This is a genomic window from Streptomyces sp. NPDC056628 (assembly GCF_042792555.1).
Lineage (GTDB): Bacteria > Actinomycetota > Actinomycetes > Streptomycetales > Streptomycetaceae > Streptomyces.
Window position 1 is genome coordinate 192,415 of sequence record NZ_JBHTWG010000001.1, and the last position, 13,002, is coordinate 205,416.

General features: G+C 71.8%; 12 protein-coding genes and 1 pseudogene. 5 read left to right on the top strand and 8 right to left on the bottom strand.

The features are described 5' to 3' along the window. Nucleotides 1-47 precede the first annotated feature (47 nt). Complete coding sequence (locus ACFRAC_RS00845) at nt 48-1,571, top strand: MFS transporter (protein WP_382919232.1); 1,524 nt, start codon at nt 48-50, stop codon at nt 1,569-1,571. Nucleotides 1,572-1,722: 151 nt separating this feature from the next. Here the strand turns inward: ACFRAC_RS00845 and ACFRAC_RS00850 are convergent, their stop codons facing one another. The 8 genes and pseudogenes from ACFRAC_RS00850 to ACFRAC_RS00885 all read right to left on the bottom strand — a co-directional run bounded on the left by ACFRAC_RS00850 (nt 1,723) and on the right by ACFRAC_RS00885 (nt 10,072). Continuing rightward, nucleotides 1,723-2,025 carry a hypothetical protein gene (locus tag ACFRAC_RS00850; RefSeq protein ID WP_382919898.1) on the bottom strand — a complete coding sequence of 101 codons (303 nt, stop codon included), beginning with the start codon at nt 2,023-2,025 and terminating at the stop codon, nt 1,723-1,725. A 109-nt stretch (nt 2,026-2,134) separates the two neighbouring features. Further along, nucleotides 2,135-3,028 (bottom strand): LLM class flavin-dependent oxidoreductase, encoded by an 894-nt coding sequence (locus tag ACFRAC_RS00855; RefSeq protein ID WP_382919234.1) that lies wholly within the window; start codon nt 3,026-3,028, stop codon nt 2,135-2,137. Nucleotides 3,029-3,193: 165 nt separating this feature from the next. Continuing rightward, entirely contained in the window at nt 3,194-3,397 is a 204-nt protein-coding gene (locus ACFRAC_RS00860) for a hypothetical protein (protein ID WP_382919236.1), read from the bottom strand. Nucleotides 3,398-3,632: 235 nt separating this feature from the next. Further along, on the bottom strand, nt 3,633-3,878 hold the full coding sequence (locus ACFRAC_RS00865) for a hypothetical protein (RefSeq protein ID WP_382919237.1): 246 nt from the start codon (nt 3,876-3,878) through the stop codon (nt 3,633-3,635). A 196-nt stretch (nt 3,879-4,074) separates the two neighbouring features. Further along, nucleotides 4,075-4,788, bottom strand: coding sequence for a DUF3427 domain-containing protein (locus tag ACFRAC_RS00870; RefSeq protein ID WP_382919900.1), 714 nt, complete (start codon nt 4,786-4,788; stop codon nt 4,075-4,077). Between the two features lie 477 nt (nt 4,789-5,265). Further along, nucleotides 5,266-7,149 (bottom strand): annotated as a pseudogene (locus ACFRAC_RS00875) (DEAD/DEAH box helicase family protein); the annotation flags it as partial. 157 nt (nt 7,150-7,306) lie between these two features. Next, on the bottom strand, nt 7,307-8,329 hold the full coding sequence (locus ACFRAC_RS00880; protein ID WP_382919238.1) for an SEC-C metal-binding domain-containing protein: 1,023 nt from the start codon (nt 8,327-8,329) through the stop codon (nt 7,307-7,309). Nucleotides 8,330-8,662: 333 nt separating this feature from the next. Continuing rightward, complete coding sequence (locus ACFRAC_RS00885) at nt 8,663-10,072, bottom strand: MFS transporter (RefSeq protein ID WP_382919240.1); 1,410 nt, start codon at nt 10,070-10,072, stop codon at nt 8,663-8,665. A gap of 58 nt (nt 10,073-10,130) precedes the next feature. On the opposite strand from ACFRAC_RS00885, the gene ACFRAC_RS00890 reads away from it, so the two are divergent. From ACFRAC_RS00890 to ACFRAC_RS00905, 4 genes are all read left to right on the top strand, one after another. Further along, nucleotides 10,131-10,667, top strand: coding sequence for a winged helix-turn-helix transcriptional regulator (locus ACFRAC_RS00890; protein WP_382919241.1), 537 nt, complete (start codon nt 10,131-10,133; stop codon nt 10,665-10,667). Between the two features lie 99 nt (nt 10,668-10,766). Continuing rightward, the gene (locus ACFRAC_RS00895; protein WP_382919242.1) at nt 10,767-11,078 is read left to right on the top strand and encodes a DUF6412 domain-containing protein; all 312 of its coding nucleotides are present in this window, start codon (nt 10,767-10,769) and stop codon (nt 11,076-11,078) included. A gap of 209 nt (nt 11,079-11,287) precedes the next feature. Further along, on the top strand, nt 11,288-12,004 hold the full coding sequence (locus ACFRAC_RS00900; protein WP_382919244.1) for a YidC/Oxa1 family membrane protein insertase: 717 nt from the start codon (nt 11,288-11,290) through the stop codon (nt 12,002-12,004). A 129-nt stretch (nt 12,005-12,133) separates the two neighbouring features. Next, the gene (locus ACFRAC_RS00905) at nt 12,134-12,991 is read left to right on the top strand and encodes a fumarylacetoacetate hydrolase family protein (RefSeq protein ID WP_382919245.1); all 858 of its coding nucleotides are present in this window, start codon (nt 12,134-12,136) and stop codon (nt 12,989-12,991) included. Nucleotides 12,992-13,002 lie beyond the last annotated feature (11 nt).

Consider the following 13,002-nt stretch of genomic DNA (forward strand, 5'->3'; position numbering starts at 1 on the left):
GTTTCGCGGGCACTCGACGAGGGTTCCACTCGCCGAGGAGGGAGCCCATGAGCACGGCACAGGCAGAGAGCGGCCGCACGATCACCACCGACATCCCCGCGAGACTCGACCGGCTGCCGTGGTCCCGCTGGCACTGGACCATCGTGATCGGTCTCGGAACCGTCTGGATCCTCGACGGCCTGGAGGTCACGGTCGTCGGGAACATCGCGCCCCGTCTGTCCGAACCGGGCAGCGGACTTCCGATCTCCTCCGGTCAGGTCACCGGTCTGGCCGCCGCGCTCTACGTGGCCGGAGCCTGTGTCGGCGCCCTGTTCTGGGGGCGGCTGACCGACCGCTGGGGCCGCAAGAAGCTGTTCATGATCACACTGGCGGTGTATCTGGCGGCGACCGCCCTGACCGCGGTCAGCTTCCACACCTGGTGGTTCCTCCTGTTCCGCTTCCTCACCGGCTTCGGCATCGGCGGCGAGTACGCGGCGATCAACTCGGCGATCGACGAGCTGATCCCGGCGCAGTACCGCGGCCGCGTCGACCTGATGATCAACGGCAGCTTCTGGCTGGGCGCCGTCGGCGGCGCGCTGCTGTCGATCGTCGCCCTGAACACCTCCATCTTCCCCGCGGACGTCGGCTGGCGGCTGACCTTCGCGCTCGGCGCCGTCCTCGCCCTCGTCATCCTCCTCGTACGACGGCACGTCCCGGAGAGTCCACGGTGGCTGCTGATCCACGGCCGAGACGAAGAGGCGGAACGGATCGTGTCCGCCATCGAGGAGAAGGTGGAGGCCGAACGGGACGCGCCGCTGCCGCCCGCGGAGGGCGAGATCACCATCCGCCAGCGCGAGAGCGTCACCTTCATGGAGATCGCCCGCACCGTCTTCGCCAAGTACCGCAGGCGCGCCACCCTCGGCTTCGCCCTCTTCATCGGCCAGGCGTTCCTCTACAACGCCATCACCTTCGGCTTCGGCGCGATCCTGACCCGATTCTTCGACGTGCCGAGCGGTCACACCGGCTACTACTTCGCGGTCATCGCGATCGGCAACTTCATGGGGCCGCTACTGCTCGGCAAGCTGTTCGACACGGTGGGCCGGCGCGTGATGATCTCGTCGACGTACCTGCTGTCCGGGATCCTGCTGTTCGGCACGGCCTGGCTGTTCGACCGGGGCTCGCTGAGCGCGACCACGATGACGGCCTGCTGGTGCGCGGTGCTGTTCTTCGCCTCGGCCGGGGCGTCCAGCGCCTATCTGACGGTCTCCGAGGTCTTCCCGATGGAGACCCGGGCCATGTCCATCGCCTTCTTCTACGCCCTCGGTACCGCGGCGGGCGGCATCAGCGGCCCGCTGCTGTTCGCCAACCTCACCGAGACGGGCAAGGTCGGCGACACGGTCCTCGCGTTCCAGATCGGCGCCGGACTGATGTGCGCGGCCGGCCTGGTCGCGGCGTTCCTCGCCGTACGGGCCGAACGCCGGTCCCTGGAGGACATCGCCCGGCCGCTGTCGGCGGTCGCCAAGTCGGCCGCCGAGGGCGCCCGCTCGGCCACGGCCGGCACGCCGGGGGCCACGGGCACGACGGGGTCGTAGCGAGGTAGTCGGGCTCCCCGTCGCCCGCGGCGCGCCGGCGCGCCGGAACTGACCGGCCCCGGTGGTCCTCCGGTCGGGACCGGTCGGTTTGCCTCCGGCCGGGACCGGTCCTTCGCGTCGGGGAGCACCGGGCCCGCGCCCGCCGCGGCGGTCAGCCGCGGCGGTCGGCGACCGCCCAGGAGGCGAGGGCGACGGCCCCCGCCACCCCGAAGACGGCCGGCCAGGCGCCGACCTTCCTGGCCAGCGGATGCGACCCGGCGAAGGCGGCGGCGTAGGCGACGGTCAGGGCCACGGCGGCCCGGTCGCCGGCCTGCCGCCGCCACTGCTGTGCGGCCGTGGCCCCCGCGACGGCCAGTACGGCCCCGCCCAGCGGCCGCTTCCTGGTCCACCGGGCCACGCCGTAACCGCCGACGAGCCCGCTCGCGGCGACCACCGCGCTGGGAATCCTCGCCATGTGCCCCTCCAACCGCTTGCGCCGGCCGCTGCTGCCGGCCGAGCTGTAGAGCATGAAGATAACGGGCGGGCCGTCGCCACCGGCGAGGCCCTCCCGCTCCGGCCCGGTGTCAGAGCACGTCGGCCAGGCGGTCCACCTGGTCGGGGTCGACGCCGTAGCAGTAGAGCATCACCTCGTGGACGCCCAGCCCGGCGTAGGCGGAGAGCGCCGCGCGGATCGCGGCCGGGGTGGTGAGCAGCCCCTCGGCCATCCGGTCGGCCATGCCGGTGAAGGCGTAGTAGGCGTGCAGCCGGGAACGGGCGTCGTCGAGCACGTCCGGCGGGCCGAGCGCCACGTTCACCTGCGCCACCAGGCGCGGCTCACCGGCACGGCCGTACTCCTCCCAGAAGCCCCGGACGGTGTCGAACAGAACGTCCGCCCAGGAGGGCGGAGCCGCGGCGAGGAAGCCGTCGCCGAAGCGCGCGACGCGTTCGAGCGCGGCCGGCTTGAAGCCGCCGAACAGCACCTGCGGGCCCCCGGCGCGGGCGGGCGCCGGCCCGACGGCACCGGCGCCCTCTCCGTACGCCTCACCCGCCCACAGACGGCGCATCAGGGCCATCTGCTCGTCCAGGAGACGGCCCCGGGTCCGCGGATCGGTGCCCGCGACGAGGTGGTCGTCAGCGCGCCCGCCGACCCCCAGCCCGAGGACGAGACGCCCCCCGGTCATCCGGTCCAGGGTGGCCGCCTGCTTGGCCAGCAGGGCGGTGCCGCGCAACGGGGCGAGCAGCACCTCCGTCTGCACCCGGACACGGGAGGTGGCACCCGCGAGGACGGAGAGGGCGACGAGCGGTTCGGGGTTGTCGTGGACGAGACGGTCGAGCAGACCGAGGGTGCTGAAAGGGCCTGCGTCGGCACGTCGGGCCCAGGTGAGCAGGGCGGCGGGATCACCGATGGGCAGACCGATGCCCACGTCGAGACCGTGGTGCGAGCCGATGGTGTGCCCGGCGTTCGGACCGGTGTTCATGGGAGACCTCCGGGATGAGGGGTCGACAAAGTCGGCTGCCGCCCCTCCCGCACCTCATCGAGGTGGGACGCTCCCACGCTGCGGCGTGTCTCCGGGGAACGTCTCGTCGAAGTGACCGCACGCTACCCGGCCCCGAATCCGGACCACAAACGATTTTGGTGCGGGTCAGTCGTCCGAACCGGAACCGGATCCGGACCCGGACTTGGACGTCCCCATGCCACGGACCAGCGCCTTGACGATCCCGGCCACGCCCAGCGTCACGGCGGACACCACCCGCACCCAGCGCGGCCCGCCCCGCGACGCCCACACGACACAGACGCAGCCCACGATGGCGAGCAGCAGAATCCCGGCCAGTACGAGCACACCCATGCGCTCTCCCCCTCGCTCGTTTCCGGAAGGTCGCCCTCTGCGGGTCACCTTCGGAAGGTCCCCCCGGAAGGTCCCCCCGGGGGTCGGTACGGCCCGCCATCCTCCCCCAGCGGTCACGGGACCCGCCCACCGGGTCCGTTCCGGGGACACCGGGCACCGACGAGGGCCCCGGCGCCGGGCGTGTGCCCGGGCACCGGGGCCCGTCGGGGTGAGTCGTCCGCCGCGAACGTGCAGCTCAGTGGCCGCCGCCGCAGCTGGAACCCTGGTGAGTGTGTTGCCCGCCTGGGCTCCCCTCACCGTTGAACAGGTTGCCCGCCAGCCCGTTGGCGAGGCCGACCTCACCGAGGACGTCGAGGTTGAAGTCGTGCGAGTGACAACCGTCGCCACCGTAGGCGGGCTGCGCGCTGGCCGTGCCGGTGGCTATGCAGGTGAGGCTACCGATCACTACGGCCGCGAGAGCGGCCCTCTGAAGCTTGCGCATTTCTCCTCCTACGGGTGGGATCGTCCGAGCGCACACAAAAAGATCCACTTTGCGCTCATCTCGGAGGCTAATCCGATATCCGACCCCTCGCCGCTCGAGGACTGCCGAACGGGCCATGGGGGTGAGGGGGTATCAGAAGCACCGGGATAGTGCCGGGCTGAGCGGCAGTCAGCCTGTCGGCGGACATGTGATGGCCCTACCCTGCGGCGATGCTCGCGTACGACCACACGTCTGCAGGCAGTTCGTGATGAAGGCGCCAGGTGATGGCCATGGGCTTGCTGCCCTCGTGCTGGACGTAGGTGGCCGGCCCCAGCAGCATCCACGGCTGCGCCTTGCCTATGTCGGTCTCTTTGTAGCGCCGGGCGAACAGCAGCACATGGCTACCGCGCCGCTCGTGCTCTTGGTACCGGAGCCCTGTCGGCGAGGTATCCGCAATGGTGCTCTGCGACTCCCAGTGGAAGAGCCGGGGACTCAGCGCGTAGTCCTTGTAGCGGATGGTGGGAGAGAAGTCTTTTTCGTTCTTCTCCAGGGTGATCAGCAACGCGTCGGTCTGGTGCGCCTCGTCCCACAGCACGCCTTGGGCGAAGGAGCCGGGCATCTGCCCGCCGAAGCGCGCCACCCCGAGCGCGGCCAGGATCTCCGACCGGTTGTACGCGCTGTGCACCTTCAACGGGACGTCGGCGTGCGGCCCTTCGAGGGGGACAGGCAGGTGGTCGGCCTGCTCCATCACATACCGGAGGACTTGGCGCAGTTCGCCGCGCAGCGCGCGCTGTCCACGGAGCGCCTCGAAGCCCTCGCTATAGGATCCGAACCCGCCGGCCTTGTCCCAGAGCGAGAAGAAGAGCATGCGCGCGTAGATCTGGTCCCGGGGGCTGAGCGACTCGTACACCGGAGCGTCGTCAGCCAGCATGCGGAGATACGCGTCGGCGCGCTCCCGGTCGTCCACGTGCAGGAACGTGTGCACGCGCTTCAGCAGGTCCGCCTCGCCGGGCTGTTCAGGCTCCTCGGCCAGTCCGGCCCGGCGCAGGATCGACGTCCATGAGTTGCTGGACTTGTACAACTCCCGGATTTCACGTCGGCTTTCGTGCAGATAGTCCGCGAGCCGCGGCGTGTGGAACGCCCTCACCTCGCGGGCGAGTGTCTGGGCCGTCGCCTTCAGCTGGGTCCGGATGTTGTCCAGCACCAGATCCTTCGACTTGCCCTCAAGGATGATCTGGCAGCCGGACGGCAGCACGGGGAAATCGCGTTCCGCGTGCTCCAGCAGGCGGCCGCGCGAGAGGTTGGTCAGCGCGCGGAACTGCTCCTCGAAGCGGAACTCGGCGCGGTGCTGGCCGATGAAGTCGAGCACCGTGAGCACGGGCTTGTCCGGTGTGCGGCGCAGGCCTCGTCCGAGCTGCTGGAGGAAGACGGTGGCGCTGCTCGTCGGGCGCAGGAGCAGCAGGGTGTCGACGTCGGGTATGTCCAGGCCCTCATTGAACAGGTCGACGGAGAAGACCACTTGGATCCTGCCCTCTTTGAGCCGCGACAGGACGTCCTCGCGCACTTCGGGACGCGACGTGCTGTCCAGTGCCTCGGCCTCGAAGCCGGCCTCCCGGAAGTACCGTGCCATGAAGTGGGCGTGCTTCCTGCTGACGCAGAAGCCGAGGGCCCGCATGGTCGCCGGGTCGGGCACCTTGTCCCGCACCTGCTTGATCACGATGCGGGCGCGGGCGTCGTCGGCGGAGAACAGTTCCCCGAGCTGTGTCTGGTCGTACGCGCCCGCACGCCAGTCAAGCCGCCGCAGATCCGTGCCGTCCGGCACACCGAAGTAGTGGAACGGGCACAGCAGGTCGTTGTCGAGGGCTTCCCACAGGCGCATCTCGGCGGCGATCCGGCCGTCGAAGAAGGCGTCCTGGACGTTGAGGCCGTCGGCACGCTCGGGGGTGGCCGTCAGCCCGAGAAGGTGCTTCGGCTGGAAGTGGCCGAGTACTCGGCGATACGTGGTCGCGGTGGCGTGGTGGAACTCGTCCACGACGACGACGTCGAAGTGCTCCGGAGCGAACTGCTCGAGGCGCTGCTCGGTGAGGGACTGAACGCTGGCGAACACGTGCTTCCAGTCGCGGGGCAGCTCGCCGCTGTACAACACCTCACCGAAGGACGCGTCGTCGAGTACCTCGCGGTACATACGCAGCGACTGCTTGAGGATCTCCTTGCGATGGGCCACGAAGAGCAGCCGCGGATAGTGCCGTCCGCCCCCCTGCTGGTGCAGCTGCCGGTAGTCGAGCGCGGCCATGACGGTCTTGCCCGTACCGGTGGCGGCGACGAGCAGGTTCCGGTGGTGACCGTGGACCTCGCGGGCGACGCGCAGCCGCTCCAGCATGTCGGCCTGGTGCGGGTACGGCCGGACCGCCAGGCCGGACAAGCTGATCTTCGTGTCCCGGCCGGACACCGGCCCGCCCGCGGTACGCAGCGCGTCGTCCAGCCGGTGGGCATCGCGATCCGGGTCGTAGGACTCGAAGGCGATGTCGTTCCAGTAGGCGTCAAAGGTGCCCTCGAACTTGCTGAGCACGGCCGGCGTGGCCACGGATGACAGCCGGACGTTCCACTCCAGGCCGTCCAGGAGCGCGGCCTTGGAGAGGTTGGAGCTGCCGACGTACGCCGTGTCGAATCCGCTAGCCCGCCTGAACAGCCATGCCTTCGCGTGGAGCCGGGTGGAGCGGGTCTCGTAGTTGACCTTGACCTGTGCGCCGAAGTCACGCACCAGCCGGTCGAGCGCACGGCGGTCGGTGGCGCCGATGTAGGTCGTGGTGATGACGCGGATGGGGACGCCACGCTCGGCGGCGGCTCGCAGGGAGTCCTCCAGGACCCGCAGGCCGTACCACTTCACGAAGGCGCAGAGCAGATCGATCCGGTCGGCGGTCGCCAGCTCGGCGCGGAGCTCGCTGCCGAGACTGGGATCGTCGGGCGCGTTGGTGATGAGCGCGGTCTCCGACAGCGGGGTCAGCGGACGTACGGCGTAGACGCCGGGGGCCTCCTTCTCGGCGAGCGCGAGAAGCTGCCGGGGGCCCTCGGCGATGGTGTCGGCCTCGCCGCCGTCTTCGGCGTCGGCGGCGAGGGAAGCCATGATCTGGTTGGCCACGGTGACGCGCCGGTCGGGCGGCAGCTGGGCGAGCCGCCGGCCCACCGCCTGGCTGATGTGCCGGGCGAGGACGTGCGGCGAGGACTCCTCACTGACCTCGTCGTCGATCGCTTTCCACCCCGCCGCGTGCAGCTGCTCCATCTGCTGCTGCATACGCCGGGTGACGACCGCCTCGTAGACGCCCGCTACAGGCTGCGACAGATCCCTCGATTGCGCCACGCTGGTCCCCTCCCACACCACAGGGGCTCAGTTCTAGCAGGAGCCACTGACAGCCCAAGGGGTGGGAGGGGCGCGGGATCACATCGCGGCGTCAGAGCGCCGAGTCCGCCCCATGGCACTCCCCGTAGACCCGCCCCGACCCGCACCAGCAGTCCGCCCCGCGCTGGGGCGGCCAGGCGGCGGCTCGGCCTCGGGCGGCCAGGGTGGTCGCGTACTGGGGGAGGAGGGTCGTGTCCTCCGGGGAGGAGAGCTCCGAGGCGGCGAAGGCCTCGTAGGAGGGGACCGTGCCGGTGACGATGCCCAGGTTGGGGGTGCCGGAGGCGGACAGTTCGCGCAGGGACGTCTCTATCGTCGCCAGGTGCTCCTCGTGCGAGGGGTACTCGGCGGACAGCGACGGGTACGCCGTCAGCAGTTCGGTCAGCTCGTTCGCCGGCCAGCGCAGCATCGCCACCGGGAACGGGCGCGACAGGGCCTCCCGGTAGGCGCCCAGTTCGGCCCGCAGGCGGGAGATCTCCGCCTGGAGCTCCGCCGGGTTGTCCGAGCCCAGGGACCACACGCGCTTGGGGTCGTGGAGCTCGTCCAGGGAGACCGGCATTGAGTGCAGGGTGTCCGCGAGGGCGTCCCACTCGTCGTGGGCCAGGCCCAGCATGCGGCGGACCCGGTGCCGGCCGAACAGCAGCGGATGCGTCGCGTACGGGGGTTCCTCGACGTCCGTCAGCAGGAGGCGGGCCGCCTGCGTGAGCGTTTCCTGCGCCTGCTCCAGTTCGTCGTGCGCCTCCAGCGCCTCCGCGACGATCACCCAGGGGGCCGCCTCCCTCGGGGCGGACGCCCGGACGCCGTCGATGATCGCCCTGGCCTCGGCCTCGTGGCCGTACTCCCAGAGGTTCGACGCCTTGAGGGCGCGCACCAGATGAGGGTTCTCCAAGGGGTCCGGCGACGCCAGCAGGCGGTCGTACAGGGCGGTCGCGGCGGTGCGGTCGCCGGACAGTTCCAGGTGGGCCGCGGCCCGCAGCAGCAGGGCCTCGGCGTCCTCGGGGTAGAGGCCGGCGATTCGCTCCAGGCGTGCCGCCTCGGCGGTGTGGTCGACGTTTTCGGCAGGCGTGTCGGGGCGCATGGGGGACACCGTACTGCCCGTACATGTCCGAGGAGAGGACGGAGGGGAGAAGAAGAGGGGGCCGAGGGGGGTCTCGTCGGCCACCTCCGCTCCCCGTGCGCGGCCCCCCCCGGGCGGGCGACGGCCCTGGGGGTGTCTCGCCGATCCTGCCGGGCTCCCGGTGTCCGGTGCCGCGCCTCGCCGCGTTGTCGTCGGTCGCCGATTCCCCCGCTCTCGGCTTCGCTCGAGCGGGTCCCCCGTCGCATCGGCTTCCTCCTCCGCCCTGCGACGCACCGCACCGGACACCAGTCGCTGATCCGGCCCGATCGACAAGACGGCCTCTCGGCCCACCCGTCAGGCCGCCCGCTCCCGCAGGGCCGCCACGCCCGCCGCCGCCGCCAGGGACAGGACCGCCGAGACGAGCATGGCGATGTCGGCGCCGTGGGCCAGGCCGCCCTTCGTGGAGGTGACGACGGCGATCGTGAGGGCCACTCCCGCGCAGGAGCCGATGTACCGGAAGGTCTGCTGAGCGCCCGAGCCCATCGCGGCCCGCTGGGCCGGCACCGACTCCACGGCGAGCAGGGGCAGCGCGGCGTTGAGCAGACCGCTGCCCACCCCGGCGACGATCAGGCCGGGCAGCAACCGGGTCCAGGAGCCGGAGCCGAGCGCGCCCAGCATGGTCAGGGTGCCGGCCGCGTGCAGGGTGAAGCCGAGGGCGAGCTGGAGGCGCGGCGCCATCCGGCCCGCCAGCCTGCGGGCCTGGAGGGCCACGGTGAAGGACAGCCCGGACCACAGCAGGAACAGCCAGGCCGTGTCCATCGCGGACAGGCCGAGCGTCTGCTGGAGCAGCGCCGGCAGGAAGCTGAACAGGCCGATCACCGCGAGGCCGGTGAACAGGCCGCCGGTCGAGGACGCCAGGAATCCGGGGCGGCGCAGCAGGCTCAGATCGATCATGGGGGTCGCCGTGCGCCGCTCCACGACCGCGAAGAGCCCCAGCAGGACCACGGCCGCGAGGAGCAGCAGGCCCACGGGTGTCCGCAGCCAGCCGTCCCGGCCCAGGGTCAGTGCCGCGACCAGGGCGACCAGCGCCAGGCCGAAGGTGACCGCGCCGGCCAGGTCGGGGCGGCCGCCGCGCGGGGCGCGGGACTCGGTGAGCGCGCGGTGGGACAGGGCGGCCACGACGAGCGCGGCCGCGCCCAGGACGCCGTAGGCGACGCGCCAGCTGGGCATCGCGCCGGTGACCAGCGGGCCCATGGCGATGCCGCCGCTGACGAACGCGCCCCACACCCCGGTGGCGTGCAGCCGGCCGCGCGGGCTCGGGAAGGCGTGGACGATCAGGCCGAGGCTGCTGGCGAGGAGGGCCGCGCTCGCGGCGCCCTGCGCCACGCGGGCCAGCGTGAAGAGCCAGGTCGAACTGGTCAGCGCGCCCAGCGCGGTGGTGACGCCGAGGGCGAGGGTGCCCGCGACGAAGATCCGGCGCCGCCCGTAGTCATCGGCGAGGCTGCCCGCGACGAGGAGCAGGGCGGCGAGGCCGAGCGGGGTGCCGTTCAGAAGCCATGCCTGCGCGGAGATCGGGGTGTGCAGATCGGCGGCGGTCTCGGGGAGCGTGACCATCGGCGCCGTGTACGTCATCAGGGCCACGGCGGTGGCGGCGCTGGTCAGCGCGAGGGTGGCCCGGCCGGATCGCGCGCCGGGCGGGGAGGTCGGGACGGCGGCCGGGCCGGGGGCGACGGCGGCGTCAGTTCGTTCAGTGAACCTAGGCATGGGGTCACCGTAGCATCGTGAGTCTGTTCATCGAACCAAGGAGGTGGAAAGGGGTACAGTGAATGCCATGGCACTGGGCAAGGACTACGCGACGCAGGACTGCTCCATCGCCCGCGCGCTGGAGATCGTCGGTGAGCGGTGGACGCTCCTGATCGTCCGCGACGCCCTCTACGGCGTCCGGCGCTACAACGACTTCCTCGTCCACCTCGGCATCCCGCGCGCCGTCCTGGCCGCCCGCCTCCAGACGCTCACCACCGAGGGCATCCTCGTCAAGCACCGCTACCAGCAGTCCCCGCCGCGCGACGAGTACGTCCTCACCGAGCGCGGCACCGCCCTGTGGCCCACCCTGCGGGCGCTCGGCCTGTGGGGCCGCGAGCACTTCGGCGAGCGCAAGCTGCGCTCCTTCCGGCACGCCGGCTGCGGGACCGAGCTCGGTGCGTACGGGGAGTGCCCCGCCTGCGGGACCGTCGTCCCCGTGGCCGACGTCGAGATGGTGCCGGGACCGGGACTCGACCCCCACCCCGCGGACCCGGTCGGCCGGGCCCTGCTGCGGCCCAAGCGCCTGCTGGAACCCCTCGAGGTGGAGCCCGCCTGACCGGCGGCCCCGGAGGACGGAACGATCCCCAGCCGTGACGCGTCCTGTATAACGAACGTCAGGACCAGTGAGGGCAGTGCGCCGAGGGGAGAGCAGCCGATGATCAGCACGGCGTCGCGGCTGCGGCCCGCCACCCTGCTGGTGCTCCTCTTCCTGGAGATCGCGCTGCTCGACACGGGCAGCCTCTCCGCGACCGTCGCCCTCGCCGCCACCGCCGCCGCGAGCTCCGCGTTCGCCGCCTGCTCCCTCCTCGCCTCGCGGGCCGCGCCCTCCGTGCCGCCCACCCGCGTACGGACAGCCATCCGCGACCGGGCCCGGCGGACCGCCTTCCTGCCCCAACGCGACCCCGACGCCTCCGGCCGGCCCCGGCCCAGGGCACCCGGGCACGCCCTCGCGACGACCTTCGCGTAGGGCACGCGCCCCTCTCCGCCAGTCCCTGAGGTGACTGCCGGTCCCTGATGTGACCGTCAGCCCTGACTGGCAGGTCCCTGATGTGACCGTCAGTCCTGACCGTCGGTCCCCGATGTGACCGTGTAACCCGACGCGGGTCGTCATGCCGCCATGCCGTCCACCGGCATCCACCCGTCTCCGGCACGACGAGACCCACGGAGGGCTCACCCATGTCCGTTTTCGCCGACCTCGTGTCGCGGCTCGCCGACCTGCTCACCCCGCTGTTCGGCGCCACCGCGGCCGCCGCCGCGATCGTCCTGTTCACCGCGTTCGTACGGCTGCTCGTGCACCCGCTGTCCCGGGCCGCCGCGCGGGGCCAGAAGGCGCGCCAGGAACTCCAGCCGAAGATCGCCGAGCTGCGCAGGAAGCACGCCCGCAACCCTGAGCGCCTGCAGCGGGCCGTCATGGAACTGCACGCCGAGGAGAAGGTGTCCCCGCTCGCCGGCTGCCTGCCGGGCCTGTTCCAGCTGCCCGCATTCTTCCTGCTGTACCACCTGTTCTCCAACACGACGATCGGCGGCCACGCCAACGAGCTGCTGTCCCATCAGCTGTTCGCCGCGCCCCTGGGCGACCGCTGGGCCGACGCGCTCGGCGACGGAGGCGCCCTCGGCCCGGCCGGGCTCGTGTACCTCGTGCTGTTCCTGCTGGTCGCCGGAGTCGCCGCCTTCAACTACCGCCGTGCGAAGCGGATGCTGGCCGCGAACCCGGTGGCGGCGGCCGTGGCCGACGGGCCGGCCGTGCCCGGCATGGGGGCGATGAGCAGGGTCATGCCGTTCATGTCGTTCTTCACCCTCTTCACCGTCGCCGTGGTGCCGCTGGCCGCCGCCCTCTACGTGGTGACCAGCACGACATGGAGCGCGATCGAGCGCGCCGCCCTCTACCGGTGACCCCGCCCCACCCCCGGTCCAGTACGTGAACCGGGTCTTGCGGACTGGTCGTGCAGCTTGGAGGATCGACCAGTCCTCCGATGGCTGCACCCGCCGGTGGGCGCCCCACGATCGAGGGAGATTGTGACCATGAAGCTGCTGCGCGTCGGTACGGCGGGATCGGAGCGGCCCGCGCTGCTCGACGCCGAGGGGACCCTGCGGGACCTGTCGGGCGTCGTCCCGGACATCGACGGACCGCTGCTCGCCGACCCCGAGGCGCTCCATCGGGTCCGTGCCGCCGCGGCCACGGGCGAGCTGCCCGCGCTGGACCCGGAGGGGCTGCGGATCGGGCCGCCGCTCGGGCGGATCGGCAAGATCGTGTGCATCGGCCTCAACTACCACGACCACGCCCGCGAGACCGGCGCCGAGCCGCCGTCCGAGCCGGTCGTCTTCTTCAAGGCGCCGGACACCGTCGTCGGACCCGACGACACCGTGCTGGTGCCGCGCGGGTCGGTCAAGACGGACTGGGAGGTCGAGCTCGCGGTCGTCATCGGCCGTACGGCCCGCTATCTGGAGTCCGCCGAGGAGGGGCTCGCGCATGTCGCCGGGTACGCGGTGGCGCACGACGTGTCCGAACGGGAGTTCCAGATCGAGCGGGGCGGCACCTGGGACAAGGGCAAGAACTGCGAGACGTTCAACCCGCTGGGGCCGTGGCTGGTGACGGCCGACGAGGTGCCCGACCCGCAGGACCTCGCGCTGCGGCTGTGGGTCAACGGCGAGCTGAAGCAGGACGGCACGACGGCCGAGCAGATCTTCCCGGTGGGCGAGGTCGTGCGGTACGTCAGCCGCTTCATGACCCTCTACCCCGGTGACGTCATCAACACGGGGACGCCGGCGGGGGTGGCGCTGGGGCGGCCCGAGCCGAAGCCGTACCTGCGGGCCGGGGACGTGGTGGAGCTGGAGATCGAAGGGCTCGGCCGGCAGCGCCAGGAGTTCGCGCAGGCGTGACGGGCGGGACC

Excerpts from the sequence above, each read along its gene's own strand:
- ACFRAC_RS00845 (WP_382919232.1), top strand. The coding sequence starts at position 48 with ATGAGCACGGCACAGGCAGAGAGCGGCCGCACGATCACCACCGACATC.
- ACFRAC_RS00850 (WP_382919898.1), bottom strand. The coding sequence starts at position 2,025 with ATGGCGAGGATTCCCAGCGCGGTGGTCGCCGCGAGCGGGCTCGTCGGC.
- ACFRAC_RS00855 (WP_382919234.1), bottom strand. The coding sequence starts at position 3,028 with ATGAACACCGGTCCGAACGCCGGGCACACCATCGGCTCGCACCACGGT.
- ACFRAC_RS00860 (WP_382919236.1), bottom strand. The coding sequence starts at position 3,397 with ATGGGTGTGCTCGTACTGGCCGGGATTCTGCTGCTCGCCATCGTGGGC.
- ACFRAC_RS00865 (WP_382919237.1), bottom strand. The coding sequence starts at position 3,878 with ATGCGCAAGCTTCAGAGGGCCGCTCTCGCGGCCGTAGTGATCGGTAGC.
- ACFRAC_RS00870 (WP_382919900.1), bottom strand. The coding sequence starts at position 4,788 with ATGCTGGCTGACGACGCTCCGGTGTACGAGTCGCTCAGCCCCCGGGAC.
- ACFRAC_RS00880 (WP_382919238.1), bottom strand. The coding sequence starts at position 8,329 with ATGCGCCCCGACACGCCTGCCGAAAACGTCGACCACACCGCCGAGGCG.
- ACFRAC_RS00885 (WP_382919240.1), bottom strand. The coding sequence starts at position 10,072 with ATGCCTAGGTTCACTGAACGAACTGACGCCGCCGTCGCCCCCGGCCCG.
- ACFRAC_RS00895 (WP_382919242.1), top strand. The coding sequence starts at position 10,767 with ATGATCAGCACGGCGTCGCGGCTGCGGCCCGCCACCCTGCTGGTGCTC.
- ACFRAC_RS00900 (WP_382919244.1), top strand. The coding sequence starts at position 11,288 with ATGTCCGTTTTCGCCGACCTCGTGTCGCGGCTCGCCGACCTGCTCACC.
- ACFRAC_RS00905 (WP_382919245.1), top strand. The coding sequence starts at position 12,134 with ATGAAGCTGCTGCGCGTCGGTACGGCGGGATCGGAGCGGCCCGCGCTG.